The sequence below is a fragment of the Streptomyces mabaensis genome, assembly GCF_053763515.1.
The window spans coordinates 25,622-50,166 of record NZ_JBSOPZ010000043.1 but is presented as its reverse complement, the minus strand read 5'-3'; the positions used below and the strand labels follow the sequence as shown (position 1 = coordinate 50,166).

Here is a 24,545-nt window from a genome sequence, read left to right as displayed (position 1 = left end):
CGCTGGTTCCTTCAGTGGTTCGTCAGCCTGGTGTCCGGGCGTACTCATCAGATGTTCATGCCGGATCCCAGGAACATGCCGACGCCGATGAGCAGGATGGTGGCCGGGACCATCAGCATGGTGACGATGCCGGTGGCCTGGGGGACGGCCTTGGCCGCCTTGCGGCGTGCGTTCTGCGCGTCCGTACGGCGCATGTCGTTGGCGATCGCGATCAACGTGTCGACGATCGGCGCCCCGAGTTCCTCGCCCTGCTGGAGTGCCGTGACGAACTGGGCGACCTGGTCGGACGCGTTGCGCTTGCGCAGCTCCTCGAAGGCGTCCCGGCGGCTGACGCCCATGTCCATCTGACGCAGGGTGATCTTGAGTTCGTCGGCCCAGGGACCGACGTACTTCTCGGACACCCGGTCCAGGGCCTGACGGAAGCCGAGACCGGCGGACACGACGACGGCCAGGACGTCGAGGAAGTCGGGCAGCGTCCGCTCGATGGCCGCCTTGCGTTCCCGCATGGCCGACCAGATGGCCACGTCGACCCACCAGATACCGAACGCCGCCATCCCGAGGGCGAAGAACGGGCGGCCGTTGCTCAGCATGGCGAGCGCGCCCAGGCCGCCGATGAAGCCGTAGACCGCGCGCCGGGCGGCATAGCGGTCCACCGTGAGACCACCGGGGTTGCCCGCCATGTCGAGTTTCTTGCGGAGCTTGTTGACCTGCTTGGGGCCCATCATGCGGAGCACCGCGGGGGCGTAGCGCATACCCAGACGGTCGATCCCGCCGCCGACGGCGCTGGTGCGGGTGGAGCCCACTTCGAGGGCGACGGCGAGGTCGCTCGGCAGCTTGGCGTCGGCCCGGTAGAGCCTGATGCCGTAGAAGGCGCCCGCGGTGCACAGGCCCGCGGCGAGTGCGAACAGCAGATCCATGGGGTGCCCTCTCTCAGACTTCGATCTTGGCGAGGCGGCGGACGAGGAAGAACCCGAGCCCGTACAGGGACAGGGACATCAGCACGACGACCTGGCCGAAGGCGGAGCCGGTGATCTTGTCGAGAGCACCCGGGTACAGGTTGTCGATGAACAGCAGACAGCCGAGGCCCATGGCGGGGACGATGTAGGCGGTCATGGTGACCTGGGAGAGCTGCGTACGCACCTCGCGCCGGGTTTCCTTGCGCTCCTCCAGGGTCTCGGTGAGGTTGCGCAGGGAGCTGACGATCGTGCCACCGGAGCGGTTCGAAAGAACGAGGGTGGTGACGAGGACGACCAGCTCACGGGAGGGCAGGCGTTCGGCCAGCTCGCCAAGGGCGTCGTCGATGGAATGGCCGACGGCGAGCGCGTTGGCGACCTTGCCCAGTTCCTCGCCGGCCGGCTCCTCAAGCTCCTCGGCGGCCATGGCGAGTGCCATACGCAACGCGAGTCCGGCCTGGGTGGCGTTGGCCAGAATGCGGGACAGTTCGGGCAGCTGGTTGATGAACTTCTCAATGCGCTTCTGACGCTGCCAGTTGAGGAAGGCGAAGGCCGACCACAGGGCAATGACGGCGGCGATGGGCCCGAAGAAGGAGGCCAGAAGCGAGCTGGCGACCAGCCAGAAGCCGGCGACAGCCGCCACCATGTATACGAAGAACTCGCCGGGAGTGAGATCGAGGCCGGTGGCCGAGAGCCTGAGTTCGACCTTCTTGCCGAACTTCGTCGTCCGCAGTTTGCGGTCCACGCCACGGAAGCGGCGACGCCGCCCCACCACGGGTATCTGCTGGGTCGACGAGAGTCGTTGGTACAGGGCTTCGCGCTGGGCCTTGCCCGACGCGTACACATGCACGCCCGCGACCGAGAGCACACAGAACAGCAGCGTGGCGCCGATCGTCAGCGGTGCGAGATTATCCATTTCCGGCTACCTACCTGCTACTTGGCTTCTCGGGTGGCGAGCTGTGCGTCGGACATCGCTACACCGAAGGCCTGCGGGACCGGCTGACTCGCCATGAAGAAGCGGTCGGCGATCCGGCGCGGGATCGGGTAGTACTCGAAGTGGCCGTGAATCCTGCCGTCGGCGGCCATGGGCTGCGCGAGGAAGCGGCACACCGAGACGATCTTGAAGGGCTCACGGCCGTGCGAGTCGATGATCGCGATCTCGGTGATCCGGCGGGAGCCGTCGGCGTGCCGGGTCAGCTGGACGATCACGTCGAGCGCGCTGTTGATCTGGTCCTGAAGCGCCTCGAACGGGACCTCCACCTCGGACATCGATGCCAGCGTCTGCAGACGCATCAGCGCGTCCTCGGCGTTGTTGGCGTGCACCGTGGCCAGGGAACCGTCGTGACCGGTCGACATCGCCTGGAGCATGTCAAGGGTCTCGCCGCCGCGGACCTCACCGACGATGATGCGGTCGGGGCGCATACGCAGTGAGTTGCGGACCAGATCGCGAATGGTGATCTGGCCCTTGCCCTCCACGTTGGGCGGGCGGGTCTCCAGACGGATCACGTGGGACTGCTGGAGCTGCAGCTCGGCGGAGTCCTCGATGGTGATGATGCGCTCGCCCTCGGGGATCAGCCCGGAGAGAGCGTTGAGCAGCGTGGTCTTACCGGTACCGGTGGCGCCCGACACGATGATGTTCATCTTGGCCTGGACGAGTCCGGAGAGCAGATACAGCATGTGCTCGTCCAGCGAGCCGAGGCCGATCATCTCGCGGAGCGTGAAGGCGCGGGGGAACCGCCGGATGGTCAGCGTCGCGCCGGTCAACGACAGCGGCGGAATGATCACGTTGACGCGTTCGCCACTCGGGAGCCGGGCGTCGACCATGGGATTCGCCTCGTCCACCCGGCGGTTGACCGTGGAAACGATGCGCTCGATGGTCTGCATGAGCTGTTCGTTCGAGGCGAAGCGCATCGGGAGGAGTTCCACCCGGCCGCCGCGCTCGACGAAGATCTGGTCCGGCCCGTTCACCATGATCTCGGAGACGGACGCGTCTTCGAGCAGCGGCTCCAGGATGCCAAGACCGAGGGCCTCGTCGACGACCCGGCGGATCAGCTGCGCACGCTCGACCGTGGAGAGGACCGGGCCTTCGCGGCTGATGATGTGACCGAGGACCCGTTCGAGCCGGACCCGGCGTTCGGCCGCCGCCAGCGCGGACATCTCCGCGAGGTCGATCTCCTGGAGCAGCTTCGCCCGGTAGGTGGCGACGAGATGACCGTCTTCACGGTTCCCGCTGTTGTCCTCGGGGACGCCCCGGCGCTCCAGAAGGCTCATCTGCGTAACTCCTCGGCATTGCTTGCTGTGCTGGCTGTGCTGGCTCGTTCGTCCGCTGGTCAGTCGCGGGGCATGGTGCTGGTGCGCTGCACCGGAGCGAAGTCGAGGCCCGGCACGATCGACGGGATCTCCACGGTGGCGGTCGCCTCCGCCTCGTCGAACCGGTCACCGAAGCCGACGTCGATGTCGGTCCCGTCGGCGATCCAGTCGCTCACCGCCGCTCTGCCCGCCGCTTCCGGATCGCCCGCGTTGTCGTGGGAGGCGATACGGGCAGCGGCGCGCGCCGCCGTACCGGCCTGCTGGATGGCGTAGGCCGCGATGCCGAGCTGGATCACGACGATCCCGATCAGAATCAGGAACGGCAGGAAACCGATGTACTCGACCGCGGTCTGGCCGCGGTCTCCACTCCGCCTGCGCTCAGTGCCCCCGACACGTGCGGCGCCTCCGGACATCGGATCAGCCCTCCTGCGGCGAACTGGCTTCGCCGGTCACGGTGAACGGAAAATTGACAAAGCCGGGAAAGAGCACGGGAACCGAGACTTTGACCTTCGCCCTGACCAGCTCGTGCACAGGATCGGGGTCGCATTCCGCCGTGAACTCGTAGTCCCTGTCGGCGACGCCGAGGCGTGCGCCCTCGTTGCACTCGTCGGTCCAGTCCTGATCGCCGCGCATGACGGCGACCTCGTGCGCGGCCTGGTCCGCGCCGTTTCCGGCGAGCGTGTACGCGTACCCCACCAGTACGGCCTGCCAGATCATGATGCACGTGGCGAGAATGATCGGCAGCATGCCGACGAACTCGACCGCGGTCTGGCCCCGGTCGCCGTGACGGCTGTTCACCCTCCTGAGCCGGAGAGGCCCGAGAAGCGTTCTCATCCCCCTGTCCCCCTTGTCCGGCGCCCGAAGGCGATCGAGCCGCGGTCGTTCGCCGGCTTGCCGCCCTTGCCTTCGTTGTCCGCCGTCTTCACCAGGCCGAGCTCCCCGGCGAAGCCCCACAGCGCCTGCTTGACCGTGCTTCTGGCCTCCAGGTCCTGCATCCGGCCGGCATCGACGGCTCCCTGCAGTTCCTTGAAGTTCGACGGGACGGCGACGCGCGCCACCCGGGTGCCGGTGATCCGCTCGATGAGCGGAGGCTGGATCTCGGTGTTGCGGGTGTAGCGGTTGACGAGCGTGATGGTCTCCTCGGCCTTACGGATCTGGAGCCGGTCCCACAGCCGCACCATGCGCTTGGCACCCCGGACCGCCACGACGTCCGGGGTCGTCACCAGTACGGCCAGGTCGGCCATCTCGACGGCCGTGGCGTTGGCGCTGCTCATCTGGCTTCCGCAGTCGATGACGACCACCTGGTACCGCTGGCGGAGTGCGCTGACGATCTGGCGGGCCACCCGGTCGGTCACCTCCTCGCCGCGCTCCCCCTCCCCGGGCGCGAGCAGCAGCCCGATCCCGGTCTGGTGGGTGAAGACCACGTCCTGGAGCACGCGCGGCGAGATGTCCTGGATGCCGGCCAGGTCCACGATCGAACGGCGGTACTGGACGTCCAGGTACGAGGCGATGTCTCCGGACTGGAGGTCCATGTCGACCAGCGCGGTGTTCTGGCCCGAGGCCCGTGCCGCCAGGGCGAGTTGGACCGCCGTGACCGTGGTACCGACCCCGCCCTTGCCGCCGGCGACGGCGACGACCGTACCGCCGGGTCCGGTGAACACGTCGCCGCCGTGTCCGAGGTGGCGGCGTACGCCCAGCGACCAGGCGGCCGCCGCCTGGACGCGGGTGACCAGTTCCTCGTAGCTGAGCGGAAGACCTATCAGTCCCCGCGCGCCCGAATCCATGGCGGCCGAGAACAGACCCGGGCTCGCATCGGCGGTGATGAGGACGACCCCGACCGCCGGGAAGCGCAGGGCCACCTCCCGGATCAGCTCCAGCGCCGGCACCGGGCCGATCCGCTCATGAACCAGCACGACCTCGGGCAGCTCGTCGATCGACTCGCCGGCCAGCCGGGCCAGCATGTCGATCAGTGTGGTCGAGTCGCCGACCGGTGTGGCAGGTTCCGCGTCGGGAAGCTGGCTCAGCAGAGTGGTGATGGACCGGGCGGCATCGGTGTCACCGACGGCCGGGAGGATTCTGGTGGTCATTCGACCTCACTGGTCCTTTTCGAGCTCATAGGTGCGCTCGCCGGGACGGATCGTGGTGTCGGAGCCCGGAGCGACGAGGGCCAGACGGACATGCTCCGCGAAGGACTCCGCGTACGCGACGCGCTGGGCGTCCAGGGTAGTGAGCGCGAAGGTGATCGGCACCGCCTCGGCCGGGCCGCCCTTGTCGTCCTTGTCCGGCTCCAGGGACGTGAGCCTGCCTACCGCGATCACCTGAGCGTTCGCCACGATGATCTTCGACGAGTTCAGCTCCTTCTCCTTACCGCCGGCGAAGGTGGCGAAGATGTTGACCGATGAGCCCGGCTGGATCTTTCCGGCGACACCGGTCGCGGCGTCGATCATGATGGCGATCTCCTGCTGTCCGGCCTTCAGTTCCGGACGCTTCACGATCATGTCGTTCTGCAGCAGCGAGCCCTTGCGCAGCTGGGTCACGGCGATCCTGCCCTTCAGCTGATTGAGGTCGGTCACCGCATTCTCGGACAGCCAGCGCTTGGGCATCGAAATCTTCTCGAACTGCGCGGAACTCAGCGCCGTGTACGGAGCGATGTCGGTCTTCACCCGGTACGCGGCCGTCTCGGGCCCGACCTTCGAGTTGACGTCGCTCATCACCGAAAGCACACCGGCGAACACACCGAAGGCGCAGAGGACCGACAGAAGCAGGAGTATGACGCCGCGGCGCTGGCGTGAGTTCATGGGAGGGACAACCTCGTTCAGGGACGTAGACGAAGCGGACAGGGAGCGGATGGTACGGGCGCGTGGTGCTGCGGGGAGGTACGCGAGGGGCCGGTCCGTGCGGCGGTACTGCGAGGCGAACGGTCCTCACGGTCCGCGACGGACCCGGTCGTCGGCTACGTCCCCCGGTACGTGGGTGCCCCTTGGTTCAGGACACCCGGGGTGTGAGTTTGGTTCTCGCGCGGGGCGAGCGGAGAGGTACAGAATCCGCAGCGGTCGCCGATGAGTTCCATCCCACACCAGTGGCAGTGCTCGCGCCGTACCGACGACACCAGCTGGTAGAGCACGGAGATGTCCGGAAGGTGGGCGGCGAACTCGATCAGCTTGCCCGTCCCCCACCAGCGCGAGGAGTCCGCGGGCAGCGCGGCCTCCTGGAGACCCTGCACCTGCCAGCCGGGGGCGAGAGTCTCCGTCACCCAGTCGGACTGCAACTGCCCCTTGGCCACCAGGAGCTGGGTGGCGAACTCGGGGCCCGCCAGCGAGCCGGCGCCGATCTTGATCAGCTGCGGGCTGGGGTTGGCCAGCACGCCGAACTGGGTTCCCGGAACCCAGGACTTGGCGTGCGACTTGAGGCTCACCGGCACCCGGTCGAGCTTGGCCACCGTGTTGAGCACGGCACCCGCATAGACGTAGTACGAAAGGAGCCGGGCCGCGGAGGCGACCACACCTGCGCTGAAGTCGCAGATCGAGAGCTGTCTCAACTGGCGGACCAGTACGGCGAGTCCGAGCGGCGGCAGATCGAGTTTGAGGAGAGCGATACGGTCGCTCTCCATGACCGAGCGGATGGTGTACAGGCGCTGCTCGAAAGCGGCCGGGATGGAGGACGGGTAGACCACGACGGCATATCCGTGCTGTTCGAGCATGACGCGCATGTCGACGAGGGCGGCTTCCAGGGGCTGGTCACCCGGGGACTGCAGCACCGCCGCGGGAGGAGTTTGCTGATCGGTCGGCGGCAGCACCAGGTCAGCGCTGGTCACCACAATCGCTGTCGGCACGTCAAGATCCCCGTCCACTCCGGTCGCCGGGCGCCCGGTGACCGCAGATCGTTACTGCTTAGTCCAACTGCCTCAGCACTTTATCCGCGCCCAACTCGTCAGAGAACAGCAGCCATTGACCACGCGGCGGCCAATACCCGCCCAGCGCGGCCGAAATCGGACAGCCCGAACGTGAAGGTTTCGTACCCTTGGCGACACCTCACCTTTGGGCCCGGGCTGGGTCCCCGGGCCCACGTCACAGCGGCCTCGGCTGCGTACGCTCGCGTCGGTGACGGCGATACAGGCGACACGGGCGATACGGGCGACACAGAGGGCGGCGATGATGCGGTACGACTACCCGAGGGCATCGGTCCGACAGGACGACAGGCGCCGAGGCGCGGCTTTCGCGCTGATGCGCGCGTGGGCCGCCGGCATCGTCGTGCTCGTCCTGACCGAATACCTTCAGGTCACTCTGGTGTACGAGCCCCTCGCTTCCGTTGCGCGGCTCGAGTCGTTCGGTGGCCGCCTGATGCTCGTACATCTCCCGAACGCGGTGTGCATCGCTCTCGCCGCCTGGGCAGCGGCCCGGGTGCATCGGGAGCCGTTCCGGACTGCGCCCGTGCAGCATGTGAGCGCGGCCGTCGCCGTCCCGGTCTCGGCGCAGTTGCTCAACATGGCCGTGCAGTGGGACGACCTGGCGGCCGAAGGGCTGCTGCTGTCGAATGCCGTGCTCGTGGTGGGCTGCGTCGCGGGCTGCGCGCTGGACCGCCTCCAGGACGACAACCTCCCGTAGCGAACTGTTCCGTCCGGCGGCGCTGCCGCGTCAGCGCGACGCCTCGCGATCACCCGTCCGGTGGAAATGATCCACTGATGGACCGCACCGGCCGGGCACTGCTGCAAGCCTGCGCATGTGACAGACGCACATGACAACACGCCCGTCGCCATTCCCTCCCCCGCTGCTGAGCTGCCAGCCGGCTTCTTCGAGCTGATCGACGAACTCAAGGACATCGTCAGGGGCGCACAGGTACGCGCACAGCTCAAGGTGAATACCGAGATGCTGGCCATGTACTGGGAGATCGGACGAACCCTGCTCGATCGACGAGAGAGGGAGGGGTGGGGCGCAAAGATCATCGACCGGGTATCGGCGGAGCTCAGGACGGAGTTCCCCAATCAACGCGGCTTCTCCCGCACCAATCTGAAGTACATGCAGCAGCTGGCCCGGCTCTGGCCCGAGCCAATTGGCCAGCAAGCTGCTGGCCAATTGCCCTGGGGCCACCTCCAGCTGCTGATGGACAAGTGCAAAGCCCGCTTCGAGCTGGACTTCTATGCTCAGCACGCGGTGCACTTCGGCTGGTCCCGAGACCGCCTGGACACCGAGATCCGCGGCCGTCTGCATCTCGCCGAGGGCGCGGCGGCCAACAACTTCGGCGTCACCCTGCCGGAGCAGTCCCAGGCGGTCACCGAGGTGGTCAAGGACCCGTATCGGCTTGACTTCACCCGGCTCGCCGACGATCACTCAGAGCGGGACCTCGAAGACGCGCTTGTCGCCAACCTTGTCCGGTTCCTCACCGAGCTGGGGGTCGGCTTCGCCTTCGTCGGCCGTCAGTACCCCCTCAAGGTCGGCGATCAGGAGTACCGGATCGACCTGCTCTTCTACCACTGCAGGCTGCACCGCTACGTCGTGATCGAGCTCAAGACCAAGGCGGCCCAGCCCGAGCACATCGGCAAGCTCGGCTTCTACGTCACCGTGGTCGACGACCTGGTCCGCGACAAGGAGCGTGACGATCCGACCCTCGGGATCCTCATCGCGAAGAGCCGCCACCCGGGCATGGCGGAGTACGCCCTGCAGAGCAACAACGCGCCCCTGGCCATCAGTACGTACGCCGCCCTGCCCGCGGAGATGCGGGCCCTGCTGCCCAGTGCGGAGGATCTGTCCCGCATCGCCTACGGGGCGCCGGTCACCAGGGCAGCTCCCGGACCTGCTGGACGCAGAGCACGATGAACAGCAGGCCCGCCGCCGCGAGCATCACGTTGCTCAGGATGCCGTTGCGCCATTCCGGCGGAGTCCGGGTGGAGTTGAGCAGCCAGATCAGCGTGAGCGCCAGGAACGGCATGAAGAACGCGCCCAGTACGCCGTAGACCACGACCAGGCCGAAGGGCTGGTCCAGCCAGAGCAGGGCCATCGGCGGGAAGGTCAGCCAGAGCAGGTACGCCCGGAAGGGCAGCGAGCGCTCCTTCGCGCCGGCCGCCACCTCCGCCACCGTGCCCGCGTCGGCGGGGACGCCCCGGCGGTCCCGCTGGACCCGCTCCACGAAGTCCGCGAACAGCAGGCTCACGCCGTGCCAGACGCCGATGAGCGAGGAGAAGGACGTGGCGAAGAAGCCGACCAGGAAGAGCTTGGCCGTAACCGTGCCGTAGCGGTCCTCCAGGATCGTGCCGAGGTCGATCAGGCCGCGGTCGCCCTTGGTGAGCGCGAGGCCGGACGAGTGCAGCAGTTCCGCGCCGACGATGAGCATCGCGACGACGAAGATGCCGGTGGTGAGGTAGGCGACCCGGTTGTCCAGGCGCATGACCTTCATCCAGCCGGAGTCGGTCCATCCCTTGGCGTTCACCCAGTACCCGTACGCCGCCATGGTGATCGTGCCGCCCACCCCGCCGATCAGACCGAGGGTGTAGAACAGCGAGCCGTCCGGCAGGACGGGGACCAGGCCGGCGAACGTGGCGCCCAGGTCCGGGCCGACGCGGATCGCGACGTACACGACGACCACGAACATCACGCCGATCAGCACCGTCATGACCTTCTCGAAGACGGCGTACTGGTTGAACCAGACGAAGACGAGCCCGATCAGGCCGGTGATGATCGCCCAGGTCTTGAGCCCCGGGCCGTCCGGGAACAGCGCGACGATGGGCAGGGCGCTGGACGACATCGCCGTCGCGCCGTACACGAAGCCCCAGATGACGACGTAGATCGCGAAGTAGACCGTGGTCCACCTGCCGATGCTGTGCCAGCCCTCGAAGAGCGTGCGGCCGGTGGCCAGATGCCAGCGGCCCGCCGCCTCCGCGAGGGAGATCTTGACGAGGCATCCGATGACGGCGGCCCACATGAGGGTGTAGCCGAACTTGCTGCCGGCGATGAGGGTGGCGACCAGGTCTCCCGCCCCGACGCCCGTCGCCGCCACGACGATGCCGGGACCGATGTACTTCCAGCTGGAGGCGCGCGGTGGGGGGAGGATCTTCCCCGTGCCCGTTGTGTTTGCTGCCGCCCCGCCCGATGCGCCGTCTGATGGGCTGCCTGATGCCCCGTCTGGTGCGCTGCCCGGCCCGCCGCCCGCGCTGCCGTCCGTGATGCCTGTCATATCCGGCCGTCGCCTTCCCGCTCGCCCCCTCGTGTGACTCACGTCACCCAAGCGCCCCACGGCTCGGCGCGCAAGAGGGCCCCCGCGCCCTATTGACCGGAGCATGCCATGCGCGCACGCTGTGCGCGGAGCCACCCCCACACTCCAGGAGAACCCATGCGACTTCGCATCAGAGGCAGAAAGGCCGCCACCTTAACGGCCCTCCTGGCGCTCGCGGTTGCCGCACCGCTCACCGCGACCGCCACCGCCTCTCCCCCGTCCCGGCCGTCCGCGGCGACCGTCGACGAGAACATCAGGCAGTACGAGATCCACGGCCCGTCCACCGTCGCCGCCCGCACGGCGCTGGCCGCAACCGGAGTCTCCATCGACGAGGTGGACGACCACTCGGTCGTCGTCAGCGCCGACGGCGCCGAGGCCAGGAAGCTGCGCGCGCTCGGGTACGCGCTCAAGGTCCTGCCCGGCCCGCCCGAGCGCAGCGCCGGACTCGCCGTACGGCCGCTGGACTTCCCGCCGGCCGACTCGAAGTACCACAACTACGCCGAGATGTCGGCGGAGATCAACCAGCGCGTCGCGCAGTACCCGTCCATCATGAGCAAGCGGGTGATCGGCAAGTCGTACCAGGGCCGGGACATCGTCGCGATCAAGATCAGCGACAACGTCGCGACGGACGAGAACGAGCCCGAGGTCCTCTTCACCCACCACCAGCACGCGCGCGAGCACCTCACCGTCGAGATGGCGCTGTACCTGCTGCGCGAGTTCGGCGAGGACTACGCGACCGACTCACGGATCAAGAACGCCGTCAACGGCCGTGAGATCTGGATCGTGCCGGATCTCAACCCGGACGGCGGGGAGTACGACATCGCCTCGGGCTCGTACCGCAGCTGGCGCAAGAACCGGCAGCCCAACGCCAACTCCTCCGCCATCGGTACGGACGAGAACCGCAACTGGAACTACAAGTGGGGCTGCTGCGGCGGCTCCTCCGGCAGCAAGGGCTCCGACACCTACCGGGGCGCCGCCCCCGAGTCGGCGCCCGAGGTGAAGGTCGTCGCCGACTTCGTCCGCAGCCGGGTCGTCGGCGGCAAGCAGCAGATCAAGGCGGGCATCGACTTCCACACGTACAGCGAGCTGGTGCTCTGGCCGTACGGCTACACGACCGCCGACACGGCCCCCGGCCTGACTCAGGACGACCGCAACGCCTTCGCCGCCGTCGGCCAGAAGATGGCCGCGAGCAACGGCTACACGCCCGAGCAGTCGAGCGACCTCTACATCACGGACGGGTCGATAGACGACTGGCTGTGGGGCAGCCAGAAGATCTTCGGCTACACCTTCGAGATGTACCCGGAGGGCTTCGGGGGCGGCGGCTTCTACCCGCCCGACGAGGTGATCGAGCGCGAGACCAGCCGCAACCGCGACGCGGTGCTGCAACTGGTCGAGAACGCGGACTGCATGTACCGGTCCATCGGCAAGGAGCAGCAGTACTGCGCCGGTTGATGTCCGTACGTGCGTGAAGGGCGCCCCGGGATGCTGTTCATCCTGGGGCGCCCGTCTGTACTCGGTAGTTGGCCGACCGGCCCTGTCACTGGTCGCGACGGCGCACGCTGGTCACGGCGAGTGCGGCTGCGGCGAGCGCCCACACCGCGTAGACGGTCCAGGCTCCGCTTGTCGTCCACGGGAACGCGGTCGGCGAGTGGTCGACCGCTACCAGCCGGAGCCACGCCTGCTGGGGCATGGCGTGCCCGGCGACTGCCGACCAGTGGCGGCCGTCGGTGAGGACCATGGGCAGTACGAAGATGACCACAACAGAGGCGGTCATGGTGGCCGCGGTGTGGCGGATGACGGCGCCGAGCGCCAGGCCGGCGAGCGCGCACACCGGCGCAAGGAGGGCGGACGCCAGCACGACGCGCAGGGCGCCCGGGTGGCCGATCGAGATACCCGCGTCCCGGCCGTCGAGAATCGCCTGGGTCAGACCGAACGAGGCCCCCGCGACGAACGCGCCGAAGACGGTCGTGACCGCCGTGACGACAACGGCCTTGGCCGCCATCACCGAACGGCGGGCCGGAACGGCGGCGAACGTCGTACGAATGGTGCCCGTGCTGTACTCGCCGATGATCGTGAGGGCGCCGATGACACCGAGTGCGAGCATCATGACCACGGCGGCGTTCCCGGTGAAGGCCTCCTGCAGCGGGATCCCGTCCGCGATGAAGTCGGCCCGGTCCGCCGCGTTCCGCTCCGTCCAGTGGCTGTACGTGTCGTAGGCGGTGCCCCCGTTGAAGGCGATGACGGCCAGGGCGGTGGCCCCGTACGCGATCCAGGTCGAGCGCAGGGACCGGAGCTTGATCCACTCGGCGGCGACAAGGTCGCGGAAGCGGGCACGGGGTTCGGTGGCGCCGGGTCCGCCGACGGGTACAGCCGTCGCCGATGTGGTCTCGGTCGCGGTCATCGGGACTCTCCTGCGAGGTACTGGACGCTGCCGGCGGTGAGTTCCATGAACGCCTCTTCCAGGGACGCGGACCGGGTGCTGAGGTGGTGCAGCGGGATGCGGCGCTCCAGCGCGATCTCGCCGATCCGGAGCGCGGTCAGACCGGTCACGGTGAGCAGCTCGCCCTCCGCGTGTACGGCCGCGCCTTCGGCTGTCAGCAGGTCCCTCAGAACGGTGGCGGCAGGCGTACCCACCGTGACGCTCTGCCGGGCACCGCGGGCCGAGAACTGCGCGAGGCTCTCCGCCGCGATCAGCTCGCCCCGGCCAATGACGATCAGCTGGTCGGCGGTGTGCTCCATCTCGGACATCAGATGGCTGGAGACGAACACGGTGCGGCCCTCGGCCGCGAGCCGCCTGAACAGGTCACGCACCCACTTCACGCCCTCCGGATCGAGGCCGTTGAGCGGTTCGTCGAAGAGCAGCACCGGCGGATCGCCGAGCAGGGCGGATGCGATGCCGAGCCGCTGTTTCATGCCGAGCGAGAATCCGCCGATGCGGCGCCGGGCGACCTCGGCGAGGCCGACCTCCTGCAGCACCTCCTCCACCCGGCGGTGCGGGATGCGGTTGCTGCGGGCCAGGGCGGACAGCTGCGCCACCGCGCTGCGCCCGCCGTGCACATCGTGCGCGTCGAGAAGGGAGCCGACATGACGCAGGCCGCGGGGGCGGTCGCGGAAGGAGCGGCCGTCGACGGTGACCATGCCGCTGGTCGGCGCGTGCAGGCCGAGGATCATCCGCAGCGTAGTGCTCTTGCCGGCACCGTTCGGCCCGAGGAACCCGGTCACCTGGCCGGGCCGCACGGTGAAAGTCAGGTCTTTGACGGCCGTCGTGCTGCCGTATCGCTTGGTGAGCTCATTGACTTCGATCACGGGAACAACCGTGCCGATCGGTGGCCCCGCCCGTCTTCGGACCGTCGCTGACAATTGCGGGCGCGGATGTCGACCCGGGTTGTACAACCACAGGCCGACGACCGCCCTGCGAGCACGCGCATACGATCGCGGCATGTCCGCCTCACCGCCCCTGCCGTTGCTCAAGCGCATACCGCCGGGCCTGTGGACGGCACTTGTGTGGTTCACGGCGGCAGTGCAGCCCATCGTCGAGTACGTCCTGATGCCGCCACAGCGGAAGTACTCGCTCAGCTATCCCCGGGACGGCCTGGACTCGCCCGGAGCTCAGGCGTTGCTTGCCCTCGCCTTTGTGCTGGTCCTGGCCGGCAGCGCGGTGCTGCGCCGCAGGACTTCGGTGGCGTACGGCCTGATGGTCGCCGGAACGGTCGTCTCAACGGTGGCCTGGCGCCAGGACGAGATCCCGCCCCTGCAGTTCCTTGGAGTGGACGTCGCCCTCTGCTACGTCGCGGCCACCCGGCCCCGGCACAGCTCGCTCACCGCGGCCGCCGGGGCGCTCGGCGTGCTCGCCGGTTACCTCGTCCTGCGGCTGATCACGGGGGACGACTCCGGTACCTCCCCCGAGCCGTTCGTGGCCCTGACCGTGGTCATCGCCTGGCTCATCGGCAACTCGGTGCATCAGGCCCGTGCCCACACCGAAGAGCTGCACGCCCGGGCCGCCGCCCAGGCCGTCACCGCCGAACGGCTGCGCATCGCCCGCGAGATGCACGACACGGTCGCCCACAGCATCGGCATCATCGCCCTGCAGGCCGGCGCCGCGGCCCGGGTCGTCGAGACCCAGCCGGCCAGGGCCCGCGAGGCGATGCTCACCGTGGAGCAAGCGGGGCGCGAGACGCTGTCCGGGCTGCGGCGGCTGCTCGGCGCGCTGCGCGAGGCCGACGAGGAACACGACCAGGGGCGTACACAAGCACCTCTGCAACCGGCCGCCGGCCTGGCGGACGTGGAGAGGCTCGCCGCGACGACCACGGCTGTCGGAGTCCGCGTGGAAGTGTGGTGGCAGGGCAGGCGCCGCCCGCTGCCCGCGGACATCGACCTCGCGGCGTTCCGGATCATCCAGGAGTCGGTGACCAATGTCGCACGTCACTCAGGTGCCGATTCCTGCCGGGTGAGCGTCCATTACGGCGAGGACGAACTCACCATCGAGGTCTCCGACCGCGGGAAGGGCGGCGGCACCCGTACGAACAACGGGTACGGCCTGGCCGGCATGCGCGAGCGGACCGCCCTGCTGCACGGCGATTTCACCGCCGGGCCGCGTCCCGGGGGCGGCTTCCTGGTAGCGGCCCGACTGCCCGTACCGGCAGCGGCAGGGACCGAGGCAGAAACAAAGACTGGAGCCAGATGACCATCCGCGTCGTACTAGCCGACGACCAGCCCCTGATCCGCGCCGCCCTGCAGATGGTCATCACCGATACCGCGGACATCGAGGTCGTGGGCGAGGCCGGAAACGGCGCCGAAGCGGTCCGACTGACCGACGAACTCGCCCCCGACATCGTGGTGATGGACCTCCGGATGCCCGGCATGGACGGCATCGAGGCCACCCGGCTGATCACCACGGGCGCCGGCTCCGCGCGCGTCGTCGTCCTGACGACCTTCGACGACGACGATTACGTCTACGGGGCGCTGCACGCCGGCGCGTCCGGCTTCCTCGTCAAGGACATGGCCTTGGACGACATCCTCGCCGCGGTGCGGATCGTCGCCGCCGGAGACGCGCTGATCGCGCCGAGCGTCACCCGTCGGCTGATCAAGGAGTTCGCCGGCCGCCCCACGGCGACGCCGCCACGGCGAGCAGAGCTCGGCGGCATCACCGCCCGGGAACGCGAGGTGCTCACCCTGGTCGGCCAAGGCCGGTCCAACGCTGAGATCGCCGACCAGCTCTGCATCAGCGTCGCCACCGCCAAGACCTACCTGACCCGGCTGCTCGCCAAGCTCGACGCCCGTGACCGGGTGCAGCTCGTGATCCTGGCCTATGAGGCGGGCCTGGTGGCACCGTCCCAGTGAGCGGACGAGAGGCCCTAGAGGGCCAGGCTCAGTGCCGCCGCGACCGCGAAGCCGGCGACCGAGAGGACGGACTCCAGAACGGTCCAGGACTTCAGCGTGTCCCGCTCGGAGATGCCGAAGTACTTGGCCACGATCCAGAACCCGCCGTCGTTGACGTGCGAGGCGAAGATCGAACCGGCCGAGATCGCCATGATGACCAGGGCCAGGAAGGCCTGCGAGTGGCCGCCGCCCTCCACCAGCGGCAGGACGATGCCGGCCGTGGTGACGATGGCGACCGTCGCCGAACCCTGGGCCACCCGCAGCACCAGGGAGATCAGGTAGGCGAGGACGATGACCGGCAGGCCGATGCCGTCGAAGGTGTCGGAGAGGGCCTGGGCGACACCGCTGGCCTTCAGGACCGCGCCGAAGACTCCTCCCGCGCCGACGACCAGCAGGATGTTGCCGACCGGCTTCAGCGAGGAGGTCGAGACGGACTCCAGGGACTTGCGGGACCAGCCGCGCCGGATGCCCAGCAGGTAGTACGCCATCAGCAGCGCGATGGTCAGCGCCACGAAGGGGCTGCCGAAGAACTCGATGACCGAGCGCAGGGTGGACGGGTCCAGGGCGATCGAGGAGAACGTCGCGGCGAGGATCAGGACCAGCGGGGTGCCGATGATGAGGAGGACCGTGGCGAGGGAGACCGGCGCCTCCTGGGTCGTGCGGCCGGCGGCCTGCTGCTCGGCGAGCACCTTGGCCTTGGCCTCTTCGGCCGCCTCGACCATGTCGTGCGGGACCTCGACGAAGAGGCGCTTTCCGATCCAGGCGGCGTACGCCCAGGCGGCGAGGACGGCCGGGATGCCGACGACGATGCCCATCAGGATGACCCAGCCGAGGGAGACCTTGAACAGGCCGGCGGCGGCGACCGGGCCGGGGTGCGGGGGCAGGAAGGCGTGGGTCATGGAGAGACCGGCCAGCAGCGGCATCGCGTAGAGCAGGATCGACCTGCCGGACCGCTTGGCGGCCGCGTACACGATCGGCGCGAGGACGAAGATGCCGACGTCGAAGAAGACCGGGATGCCGAAGATCAGGCCGGTGAGGCCCATGGCGAGCGGGGCGCGCTTCTCGCCGAAGAGGCCCAGCAGACGGCTGCTCAGGACTTCGGCGCCGCCCGAGACTTCGAGGATCGCGCCGAGCATCGTGCCGAGGCCGATGATGATCGCCACATGGCCGAGGATGCCGCCCATGCCGGACTCGATGACGGAGACGACGGCGGACTTCTGGACGGTGCCGAAGAGTTCGGTGACGGAGAGGCCGGCCGCGAGACCGACGGCTATGGAGACGGCGAGCAGCGCGACGAAGGGCTGGAGCCGGACCTTGATGATCAGCACGAGCAGCAGGGCGATGCCGAGGGCGGCGACGGTCAGCAGACCGGCGGTGCCGTCGATGAGGGTGAGGAGGCCGCCGGTGTGGGGAGTTGGCGGGGGTACGGCGGGGGCGGGAGCGGCGGCGAGGATCACGGGGGGACTCCGGTGGTATGGAACTGCTTCCGGGCAGGGGAGATCACGGCACGGCGCGCTGCGGGGCGCCGTGCCGCGGGTACGGCAGAGAGGGGTCAGCCGAGGACGGCCAGGGCGTCGATCTCGATGAGGAGGCCCTTGGGGAGGCCGACGTACACGGTCGTACGGGCGGCGGGGGCCTCCTTGAGGCCCTGCTCCTCGAAGTACGCGTTGTAGATCGCGTTCATCTCGGCGAAGTGGCCGACGTCGGTGAGGTAGACGCGCATCATCATCACGTCGTCCCAGCTCGCGCCGCCCTCCTCCAGGATCGCCTTGACGTTGGCGAAGGTCTGGAGGGTCTGCTCGCGCAGGGTCGGCCCGGCCGGGGTCGGGGCCTGGCCCGGCACGGCGGGCAGGAAGCCGACCTGGCCGGCGACCTGGAGGAGGTTGCCCTTGCGCACGCCGTGCGAGAACTTGGCCGGCGGGGCGGTGTGGGTGGGCGGGGTGAGCGCGGTTTTCTGGTGGTACTCGGTCTTCGCGGTGTTCTCGGTCATGAGGCTTCCTTGGGTGGGGTACGTCCTGAGTACTCCCGGCTGATCGCGTCGGCGGTGCGGCGGACCAGCGGGAGCAGGGTGAGGAGTTCCTCGGCGGTGACGACGACGTTCGGCGCGGAGACCGACATGGCGGCGACGACCCGGCCGTCCGCACCGCGGATGGGGGCGCCGATGCAGTTGATGGACTCCTCGTGGCCGCCGAGGTCGGTGGCCCAGCCCTGTTCGCGTACGGTCGCCAGCTCCTTGAGGAAGGCGCCGGCGTTGGGGATCGAACGGGGCGTGTACATGGGGTAGTCGAGCTTGTCGGCGAGCGCGCGCCGCTCGGCCTCCGGGAGGTCGGCGAGCAGCAGCTTGGCCACGGCGGCGACGGTGATCGCGACGGGCTTGCCGATCCGGGAGTACATCCGGACCGGGTAGCGGCTCTCGACCTTGTCGATGTACAGGACCTCCTTCTCCTCGTACACCGCGAGATGGACGGTGTGACCGCACTGCTCGTTGAGCGCGGCGAGGTGCGGGTGCGCGATCTCCCGTACGTCGAGGTTCTCGACGGCTTCCTGGGCGAGCGCGAAGAGGCGCGCGCCGAGGCGGTAGCGCTGGTCCTGCTGGCGGTAGACGAAGCCGTGCTCGTGCAGGGTGCGCAGCAGCCGCAGCGCGGTTGACTTGTGCACGCCGAGGCGGTCGGCGACCTGCCCGAGGTCTGCGGGTCCTTCCGCGAGCAGCGGCAGGATGCTCAGCGCGCGGTCGACTGTCTGGCTCATGCGGTACGTACCTCCACCTGGTCCTCCCCTGCCCCTGCCGCGGTCCAGCCGGGGCCGAGGTGCAGTGTCCCCCAGGCCGCGTCGTCAAGGCCGGCAAGGCGGTCGGCGTGGGCACGGGAGGGCGGGGTACCGAGGTCGCCGGGGACGGTGAGGGCGGCGGCGGCCATGAGATGCCCGTGCCGCAGCCGCTCGCGCGGAGCGAGTTCCCGGAGGGTGGCGGAGAGGAACCCGGCGGCGAAGGCGTCGCCGGCGCCGACGGAAGCGACGACGTCGACGCGGACGCCGGGCACGAAGGTGACGGTGTCGCGGGGCTGCTCTCCCCACCCACCCGCCCTGAGTCCGAGGGCCGCGGGCCCCCCGCCCCCCGGGCCGGGCGTGGCGGGCGCGGTGCCGGCCGGTGCGAGGGGCTCGCGGGTGTAGGCCGTCGCTCCCTGCGCGCCCTGCTTGACCACCAGGACCGCCGGTTCCGGGAGGGCCGCGCGGATCGCGTCGCCGTTCGTCAGGCCCCAGGCCGCCTCCGCCTCGTCCTCGCCGACGAACACGATGTCCGCGCCGCGCGCGAGGTCGAGCAGGGCGCGGGGGCCGGCGGCGTCGCGCCACAGGTTCGCGCGGTGGTTGACGTCGAACGAGACGAGGGGCCGGCCGGGGCGACGTGTGGTGAGCTCGCGCATCAGGGCGAGGCAGTCGTCGGAGAGGGCGGCGGTGATACCGGAGAGGTGCAGGATCCGGCCGGACCAGAGGTCCTCGTACGGCATCTTCCGCGAGGACATCGCGGAGGCGGCGGACCCGGCCCGGTAATAGGCCACCTCGGCAAGCCCGCCCCGCGGACCATTGCCGCCGTCCGCCGGCCCGGCGACCGCACCCGGCGCCACCGTCGCATCCGTGCCCGCCGCAGGCGCAGGCGTGGCGGGCACGACAGCGTCCCGCACGGCGGGAGCCGCGGCTGCGGGCGCACCCGGCGTAGCCACGGCCTCGGCAGTCACAGGCCCGCCGCCGGCCGTCGGCCCGGCGACCGTACCCGGCGCCGCCGCCGTACGCGCATCCGGCGCACCCACCGCACGCGCACCCCGCGCCGCCGTCACATCCGCGCCCCCCGCCGGAGGCGACGTCGCGCGTTCTCCTGCTGTGCGGAAGTAGATGCCCGTCGGGCGGCGCGGGTCGCGGTGGACCGCGGTCGTGTCCACTCCGTATGCCGCGATCGCCGCCACCAGGTGGTCGCCGAAGGCATCCGCGCCCACCCGGCTGATCCACCTCGCCGTGTGGCCGGAGGCCGCGACGCAGCAGGCGACGTTCGATTCCGCGCCGCCGATGCCGCGCTCGAACGACGGCACGTCGGCGAGGCGGCCGGGTCGCGTGGGCAGGAACGTGACCATGGACTCGCCGAGTGCGACGACGTCTGCCAGTACGGGGGCGGTCACGATCGCTCAGCCTCCTCTTCCGGTACTTCGGTCGGTCGCGGGCACCATTGACCCGCCGTTGGCTCGGATGTTAGACAGCGGTAAGCGAAACACGCAATGGGCGTTGCAAGGAATGCAACGCAGGCAACGCAGGACTCCGGAGGAACCCATGGCTGCCGACAACCCCGTCGGGCGACTCGCCCTCGAACCGGCCGACCACCGCTTCAAGGCCCTCCCGCCGGACGCCGAGGCCGCCGGGCTCACCGTCGGCGCCCTCGCCGCCGAGCGCCGCAACCTGTTCACCGGCGGGTTCACCACCCCCGTCCTCGCCCTCTCCGCCGAATCGCTCGCCCACAACCTCGCGCTCCTGGAGACGTACGCCGAGCAGCACGGCCTCGCCTTCGCCCCGCACGGCAAGACCTCCATGTCCCCGCAGCTCTTCGAACGCCAGCTGGAGCGCGGCGCCTGGGGCATCACCGCCGCCGTCCCCCACCAGGCGCGCGTCTACCGCGCGTTCGGCGTCCAGCGGATCTTCCTCGCCAACGAACTCGTCGACGCGGCCGCCCTGCGCTGGGTCGCCGGGCAGCTCGACACCGACCCCGGCTTCCGGTTCATCTGTTACGCCGACTCCGTGCGCGGCGTCGAGCTGATGGACGCCGCCCTGCGCGACGCGGCCGCCCGCCGCCCCGTCGACGTCGTCGTCGAGCTCGCCGCCGGCGAGGGTGCCCGTACCGGCGCCCGCACCGACGCCGACTGCACCGCGGTCGCCGACGCGGTCGCCGCCGCCACCACCCTGCGCCTGGCCGGCGTTGCCGGGTACGAGGGCGAGGTCCCGGACGCCGACAGCGACCGCGTCCACGCCTGGCTGCGCCGCCTCACCGCGCTGGCGGCCGACTTCGACAAGGCCGGCCGCTTCACCGGCGTCGACGAGATCGTCGTCAGCGCCGGCGGCAGCGCCTGGTTCGACGCGGTGGCCGACGTGTTCGCCGGCATCCCCGCGCTCTCCCGCCCCGTACTCAAGCTGCTGCGCTCCGGCGCGTACGTCTCCCACGACGACGGCCACTACAAGCACCTCACCCCCTTCAACCGGATCCCCGAAGAGGGCGCCCTCCAGCCCGCCTTCCGGCTCTGGGCCCAGGTCGTCTCCCGCCCCAGCCCCGAGCAGGCGTTCCTCAACGCGGGCAAGCGCGACGCCGCGTACGACCTCGGTCTGCCCGAGGCGCAGGTCGTACGCGACGCCCGGACCGGCGACGTCCGCCCGGCCACCGGCCTCACCGTCAGCGGCCTGTCCGACCAGCACACCTGGGTACGGACGGACGCGTCGGCCGCGCTCGAAGTCGGCGACTGGGTGGGCCTCGGTCTGTCCCACCCGTGCACGGTCTTCGACAAGTGGCAGCTGATCCCCGTCGTCGACGCGGACGGCACGGTCACCGACTTCGTCCGTACGTTCTTCTAGGGGCGCCCGCCATGGAACTCGTCATCCGCGACGCACGCCTCATCGACGGCACCGGCGGCCCCTCCTCCCGCGCCGACGTCGCCCTCGACGGCGGCCGGATCGTGGCCGTCCGGCACGAGGGGGACGGCGGCCCGCGCCCGACCGGCCGACGGACCCTGGACGCGGCCGGCCTCGCCCTCGCCCCCGGCTTTATCGACATGCACGCGCACAGCGACCTCGCCCTGCTGCGCGATCCGGACCACTCCGCGAAGGCCGCGCAGGGCGTGACCCTCGAAGTGCTGGGCCAGGACGGCCTGTCGTACGCGCCGGTCGACGACCGCACGCTCGCCGAGGTGCGCAGGCAGATCACCGGCTGGAACGGGGACGGCTCCGACATCGACTTCGACTGGCGCACGGTCGGCGAGTACCTGGACCGGCTCGACCGGAACTTCGGCGGGCAGGGCATCGCGGTCAACGCCGCCTACCTCGTCCCCCAGGGCACGGTCCGGATGTACGCGGTCGGCTGGGAGGACCGGCCCGCCACCCCCGCCGAGATGGGCCGGATGAAGCAACTCGTCGCACAGGGCCTGGAACAGGGCGCGGTCGGCATGTCGTCCGGCCTCACCTACACGCCCGGCATGTACGCGGGCGACACCGAGCTGACCGAGCTGTGCCGGGTCGTCGCGCAGTACGACGGCTACTACTGCCCGCACCACCGCTCGTACGGGGCGGGCGCACTCCAGGCGTACGAGGAGATGGTCGGCCTCACCCGGGAGGCGGGCTGCGCCCTCCATCTCGCCCACGCCACCATGAACTTCGGCGTGAACAAGGGAAAGGCGCCGGACCTGCTCGCGCTGCTGGACGACGCGCTGGCCGGCGGCGCGGACATCTCCCTGGACACCTACCCCTACACCCCGGGCTGCACGACACTCGTCGCGATGCTGCCCAGCTGGGCGAGCGAGGGCGGTCCGGAGGCGGTCCTCGCCCGGCTGCGGGACGACGAGACGGCGGAGCGGATCCGGTACGTACTGGAGGAGGTCGGCGCCGACGGCTGCCACGGGGTGCCCATCGAATGGGACACCATCGAGATCTCCGGCGTCTCCGACCCCGGGCTGGCCGGCTGGGTCGGCAGGACGATCGCGCACAGCGCGGCGGAACGGAACGAGGCCCCCTGGGTCACCGCCCGCCGCCTACTGATCGACGACCGGCTGGGGTCGACGATCCTCCAGCACGTCGGCCACGAGGAGAACGTCCGCGCGATCATGCGGCACCGCGTGCACACCGGCGGCAGCGACGGAATCCTGCAAGGCTTCAAGCCGCATCCGCGCGCGTACGGCACCTTCCCGCAGTACCTCGGCCGGTACGCACGCGAACTCGGCGTCCTCACCCTGGAGGAGTGCGTCGCGCACCTCACCTCCCGCCCGGCCGCCCGGCTCCGGCTGCCGGACCGGGGTCTCGTACGCGAGGGCTACCGCGCCGACCTGGTCCTCTTCGACCCGGAAACGGTGGCGGCGGGCTCGACGTTCGACCACCCGCGCACCCTGCCGACCGGTATCCCGCACGTCCTGATCGACGGCCGCTTCGTGATCGAGGACGGAAAGCGGACGGACGTCCTGGCGGGCCGGTCGGTCCGGCGTACGGCCTGAGCACGCCTGAGCACGTGCGTGCCACGGCTACCCCCCGGGAGCCGTGGCACGCGACGCTCAGTGCCCGGAACGCTCAGAGCCGCTGCCAGAGCGCCGGCACGTTGGGCGGCTCCCAGCCGGTCTGCGCCTGGTGGCCCTGGACGCAGCGGTAGGCCGCTCCGCCGTACGTGACCTGGGCACCCGCCTGGTAGACGGTTCCCGCGGCCCACGTACCGCCGGGCTCGCCCGGGTCGCCCGGGTCGCCGGGGTCGCCCGGGTCGCCCGGGTCACCGCTGGTCGTCTTCAGCGTCAGCCCGTACGCCTGGATCAGCGGGTTGATCGGCTGGTGGTACGTCGTACCGCCGCTGCGGCAGTTCCCCGACCCGCCGGAGGTCACGCCCTGCGCCTGGCTGCCGGATATGTAGGAACCACCCGAGTCGCCCGGCTCGGCGCACACCGTCGTCCGAGTCACGCCGCTGATGGTGCCCTCGGGGTAGGTGACGCTGGTGTTGTGCTGCTGGATGGTCCCGCAGTGCCAGCCGGTGGTGGAGCCGGAACGGCAGACCGAGGCACCGACCGGTGCCTGGACCGAGCCGGTGACCTGCACATTCTGACCGCCCTGGCCCTTGACGTGCGGGGTCGCGGTCCAGCTGCTGTTGGTCGCCACCCAGGCCATGTCCCGGCCGGGGAAGGTCGACGCCTGGAAACTGCCCTGGGCGACCTGGTTGTACCCGCTGGTGGTGGTGCCGGCCCGGCCGCAGTGGCCCGCGGTGGCGAAGCCCTGCGTGGTGCCGCGGGTGACGGCGAAGCCGACCGAGCAACGCCCGCTGCCACCCATGTAGTACGCCTCGCCGCCCCGGATGTCGTAGAGCGGGCGCGGCTGTTCGGTGGACCTCTCCACCGTGACGAGCGCCCGGTCGGCGCGGCTCGCGGCGATCAGCTTCTCGGCCGCCGCCGACTCGGCCGCGCGGACCACCACGGTGTTGGCGCGGACGTCGACGTACCAGACCGGCGCGCTGGTCGACCCGTTACGGGCCGCCGCACGGTCCAACGCGGCCTTGACACCGTCGAGTTCGTCCAGCGTGTGCGGAACGACCTTGGCACGCGCGCCCTTGGCGTTGATCGCGGCGGCGTCCGCGGCCCGGGTGGTGGCCACCGTGAGGGTGGCCGAGTCGGCCCCGTCCACCCAGGCGCCGGCGTACGAGCCGGCCAGCCGGTGTTGGAGCCGGCCCGCTGTCGCGCCCGCCTCCGCCTCGTTCACCAGCCGGTCCGCTGCCTCGGCTGGGGTGAGGCCGAGGTCGCGCTGCATCGCCCGGAGCAGTTCCGGCTGCGCGGCGCCGACGGCGAGGGTGCCGGCGGGGTCGGCGGCGGGGGTCTGCTGCGCGGTGGCGGCGCCCTGCAACGCGGTCAGGACCAGCCCTCCGGCAGCGGCGATGGCGACGCACGCCGCCCTGGCGTGTCTGTGGAGCATGGGGAGTCTCCTCGGTCTCGG

General features: G+C 70.1%; 23 protein-coding genes. 7 read left to right on the top strand and 16 right to left on the bottom strand.

Annotated features, from left to right (window positions below; all coding sequences use genetic code 11):
- Positions 1–47: 47 nt before the first annotated feature.
- The 8 genes from ACWV17_RS29600 to ACWV17_RS29565 form a co-directional block, all read right to left on the bottom strand.
- Positions 48–917, bottom strand: coding sequence for a DUF5936 domain-containing protein (locus ACWV17_RS29600; protein WP_455352765.1), 870 nt, complete (start codon positions 915–917; stop codon positions 48–50).
- A gap of 13 nt (positions 918–930) precedes the next feature.
- Positions 931–1,869: a type II secretion system F family protein gene (locus ACWV17_RS29595; protein ID WP_455352766.1), complete on the bottom strand. Its 939-nt coding sequence runs from the start codon at positions 1,867–1,869 to the stop codon at positions 931–933.
- 17 nt (positions 1,870–1,886) lie between these two features.
- Positions 1,887–3,224: a CpaF family protein gene (locus tag ACWV17_RS29590; RefSeq protein ID WP_455352767.1), complete on the bottom strand. Its 1,338-nt coding sequence runs from the start codon at positions 3,222–3,224 to the stop codon at positions 1,887–1,889.
- 59 nt (positions 3,225–3,283) lie between these two features.
- The gene (locus ACWV17_RS29585) at positions 3,284–3,676 is read right to left on the bottom strand and encodes a TadE/TadG family type IV pilus assembly protein (protein WP_455362079.1); all 393 of its coding nucleotides are present in this window, start codon (positions 3,674–3,676) and stop codon (positions 3,284–3,286) included.
- 4 nt (positions 3,677–3,680) lie between these two features.
- Entirely contained in the window at positions 3,681–4,061 is a 381-nt protein-coding gene (locus ACWV17_RS29580) for a TadE family protein (RefSeq protein WP_455362078.1), read from the bottom strand.
- Between the two features lie 32 nt (positions 4,062–4,093).
- Complete coding sequence (locus ACWV17_RS29575) at positions 4,094–5,350, bottom strand: AAA family ATPase (RefSeq protein WP_455362077.1); 1,257 nt, start codon at positions 5,348–5,350, stop codon at positions 4,094–4,096.
- Positions 5,351–5,356: 6 nt separating this feature from the next.
- Positions 5,357–6,061 carry a Flp pilus assembly protein CpaB gene (cpaB, locus tag ACWV17_RS29570; RefSeq protein ID WP_455352771.1) on the bottom strand — a complete coding sequence of 235 codons (705 nt, stop codon included), beginning with the start codon at positions 6,059–6,061 and terminating at the stop codon, positions 5,357–5,359.
- A 155-nt stretch (positions 6,062–6,216) separates the two neighbouring features.
- Positions 6,217–7,095: a hypothetical protein gene (locus ACWV17_RS29565; protein ID WP_455362076.1), complete on the bottom strand. Its 879-nt coding sequence runs from the start codon at positions 7,093–7,095 to the stop codon at positions 6,217–6,219.
- Between the two features lie 268 nt (positions 7,096–7,363).
- On the opposite strand from ACWV17_RS29565, the gene ACWV17_RS29560 reads away from it, so the two are divergent.
- Together ACWV17_RS29560 and ACWV17_RS29555 are read left to right on the top strand one after the other, a co-directional pair.
- Positions 7,364–7,867 carry a hypothetical protein gene (locus tag ACWV17_RS29560; protein ID WP_455362075.1) on the top strand — a complete coding sequence of 168 codons (504 nt, stop codon included), beginning with the start codon at positions 7,364–7,366 and terminating at the stop codon, positions 7,865–7,867.
- A gap of 117 nt (positions 7,868–7,984) precedes the next feature.
- A complete protein-coding gene (locus ACWV17_RS29555) occupies positions 7,985–9,076 on the top strand; it encodes a PDDEXK nuclease domain-containing protein (protein WP_455362074.1) in 1,092 nt (363 codons plus the stop codon).
- Here ACWV17_RS29555 and ACWV17_RS29550 read toward each other — a convergent pair.
- Positions 9,033–10,430, bottom strand: coding sequence for an Nramp family divalent metal transporter (locus ACWV17_RS29550; protein ID WP_455362073.1), 1,398 nt, complete (start codon positions 10,428–10,430; stop codon positions 9,033–9,035). The two genes, ACWV17_RS29555 and ACWV17_RS29550, sit on opposite strands and share 44 nt — an antisense overlap.
- Positions 10,431–10,586: 156 nt before the next feature.
- On the opposite strand from ACWV17_RS29550, the gene ACWV17_RS29545 reads away from it, so the two are divergent.
- Positions 10,587–11,921 carry a M14 family zinc carboxypeptidase gene (locus ACWV17_RS29545; protein WP_455362072.1) on the top strand — a complete coding sequence of 445 codons (1,335 nt, stop codon included), beginning with the start codon at positions 10,587–10,589 and terminating at the stop codon, positions 11,919–11,921.
- An 85-nt stretch (positions 11,922–12,006) separates the two neighbouring features.
- On the opposite strand, the gene ACWV17_RS29540 is transcribed toward ACWV17_RS29545, so the two are convergent.
- Positions 12,007–12,870, bottom strand: a complete 864-nt coding sequence (locus tag ACWV17_RS29540; protein ID WP_455362071.1) for an ABC transporter permease — start codon at positions 12,868–12,870, stop codon at positions 12,007–12,009.
- A complete protein-coding gene (locus tag ACWV17_RS29535; RefSeq protein ID WP_455362070.1) occupies positions 12,867–13,775 on the bottom strand; it encodes an ABC transporter ATP-binding protein in 909 nt (302 codons plus the stop codon). Before ACWV17_RS29535 ends, ACWV17_RS29540 begins: the two co-directional genes overlap by 4 nt.
- A gap of 133 nt (positions 13,776–13,908) precedes the next feature.
- Between ACWV17_RS29535 and ACWV17_RS29530 the strand changes: the two genes are divergently transcribed.
- Positions 13,909–15,153 (top strand): sensor histidine kinase, encoded by a 1,245-nt coding sequence (locus tag ACWV17_RS29530; protein WP_455362069.1) that lies wholly within the window; start codon positions 13,909–13,911, stop codon positions 15,151–15,153.
- Positions 15,150–15,809 (top strand): response regulator, encoded by a 660-nt coding sequence (locus ACWV17_RS29525; RefSeq protein WP_455362068.1) that lies wholly within the window; start codon positions 15,150–15,152, stop codon positions 15,807–15,809. The genes ACWV17_RS29530 and ACWV17_RS29525 overlap by 4 nt, the downstream gene beginning before the upstream one ends.
- A 14-nt stretch (positions 15,810–15,823) precedes the next feature.
- Here ACWV17_RS29525 and ACWV17_RS29520 read toward each other — a convergent pair whose 3' ends face one another.
- The 4 genes from ACWV17_RS29520 to ACWV17_RS29505 all read right to left on the bottom strand — a co-directional run bounded on the left by ACWV17_RS29520 (position 15,824) and on the right by ACWV17_RS29505 (position 20,014).
- Positions 15,824–17,305: a GntP family permease gene (locus ACWV17_RS29520; RefSeq protein ID WP_455362067.1), complete on the bottom strand. Its 1,482-nt coding sequence runs from the start codon at positions 17,303–17,305 to the stop codon at positions 15,824–15,826.
- A gap of 95 nt (positions 17,306–17,400) precedes the next feature.
- A complete protein-coding gene (locus ACWV17_RS29515; RefSeq protein ID WP_455362066.1) occupies positions 17,401–17,838 on the bottom strand; it encodes a RidA family protein in 438 nt (145 codons plus the stop codon).
- Complete coding sequence (locus ACWV17_RS29510) at positions 17,835–18,596, bottom strand: IclR family transcriptional regulator (protein ID WP_455352784.1); 762 nt, start codon at positions 18,594–18,596, stop codon at positions 17,835–17,837. Before ACWV17_RS29510 ends, ACWV17_RS29515 begins: the two co-directional genes overlap by 4 nt.
- Entirely contained in the window at positions 18,593–20,014 is a 1,422-nt protein-coding gene (locus ACWV17_RS29505) for a sugar kinase (protein ID WP_455362065.1), read from the bottom strand. Before ACWV17_RS29505 ends, ACWV17_RS29510 begins: the two co-directional genes overlap by 4 nt.
- Positions 20,015–20,162: 148 nt before the next feature.
- Between ACWV17_RS29505 and ACWV17_RS29500 the strand changes: the two genes are divergently transcribed.
- Together ACWV17_RS29500 and ACWV17_RS29495 are read left to right on the top strand one after the other, a co-directional pair.
- On the top strand, positions 20,163–21,449 hold the full coding sequence (locus tag ACWV17_RS29500) for an alanine racemase (protein WP_455362064.1): 1,287 nt from the start codon (positions 20,163–20,165) through the stop codon (positions 21,447–21,449).
- Positions 21,450–21,460: 11 nt separating this feature from the next.
- Positions 21,461–23,074 carry an N-acyl-D-amino-acid deacylase family protein gene (locus ACWV17_RS29495; RefSeq protein WP_455362063.1) on the top strand — a complete coding sequence of 538 codons (1,614 nt, stop codon included), beginning with the start codon at positions 21,461–21,463 and terminating at the stop codon, positions 23,072–23,074.
- A gap of 73 nt (positions 23,075–23,147) precedes the next feature.
- Here ACWV17_RS29495 and ACWV17_RS29490 read toward each other — a convergent pair whose 3' ends face one another.
- The gene (locus ACWV17_RS29490) at positions 23,148–24,524 is read right to left on the bottom strand and encodes a carbohydrate-binding protein (RefSeq protein ID WP_455362062.1); all 1,377 of its coding nucleotides are present in this window, start codon (positions 24,522–24,524) and stop codon (positions 23,148–23,150) included.
- Between the last annotated feature and the right edge of the window lie 21 nt (positions 24,525–24,545).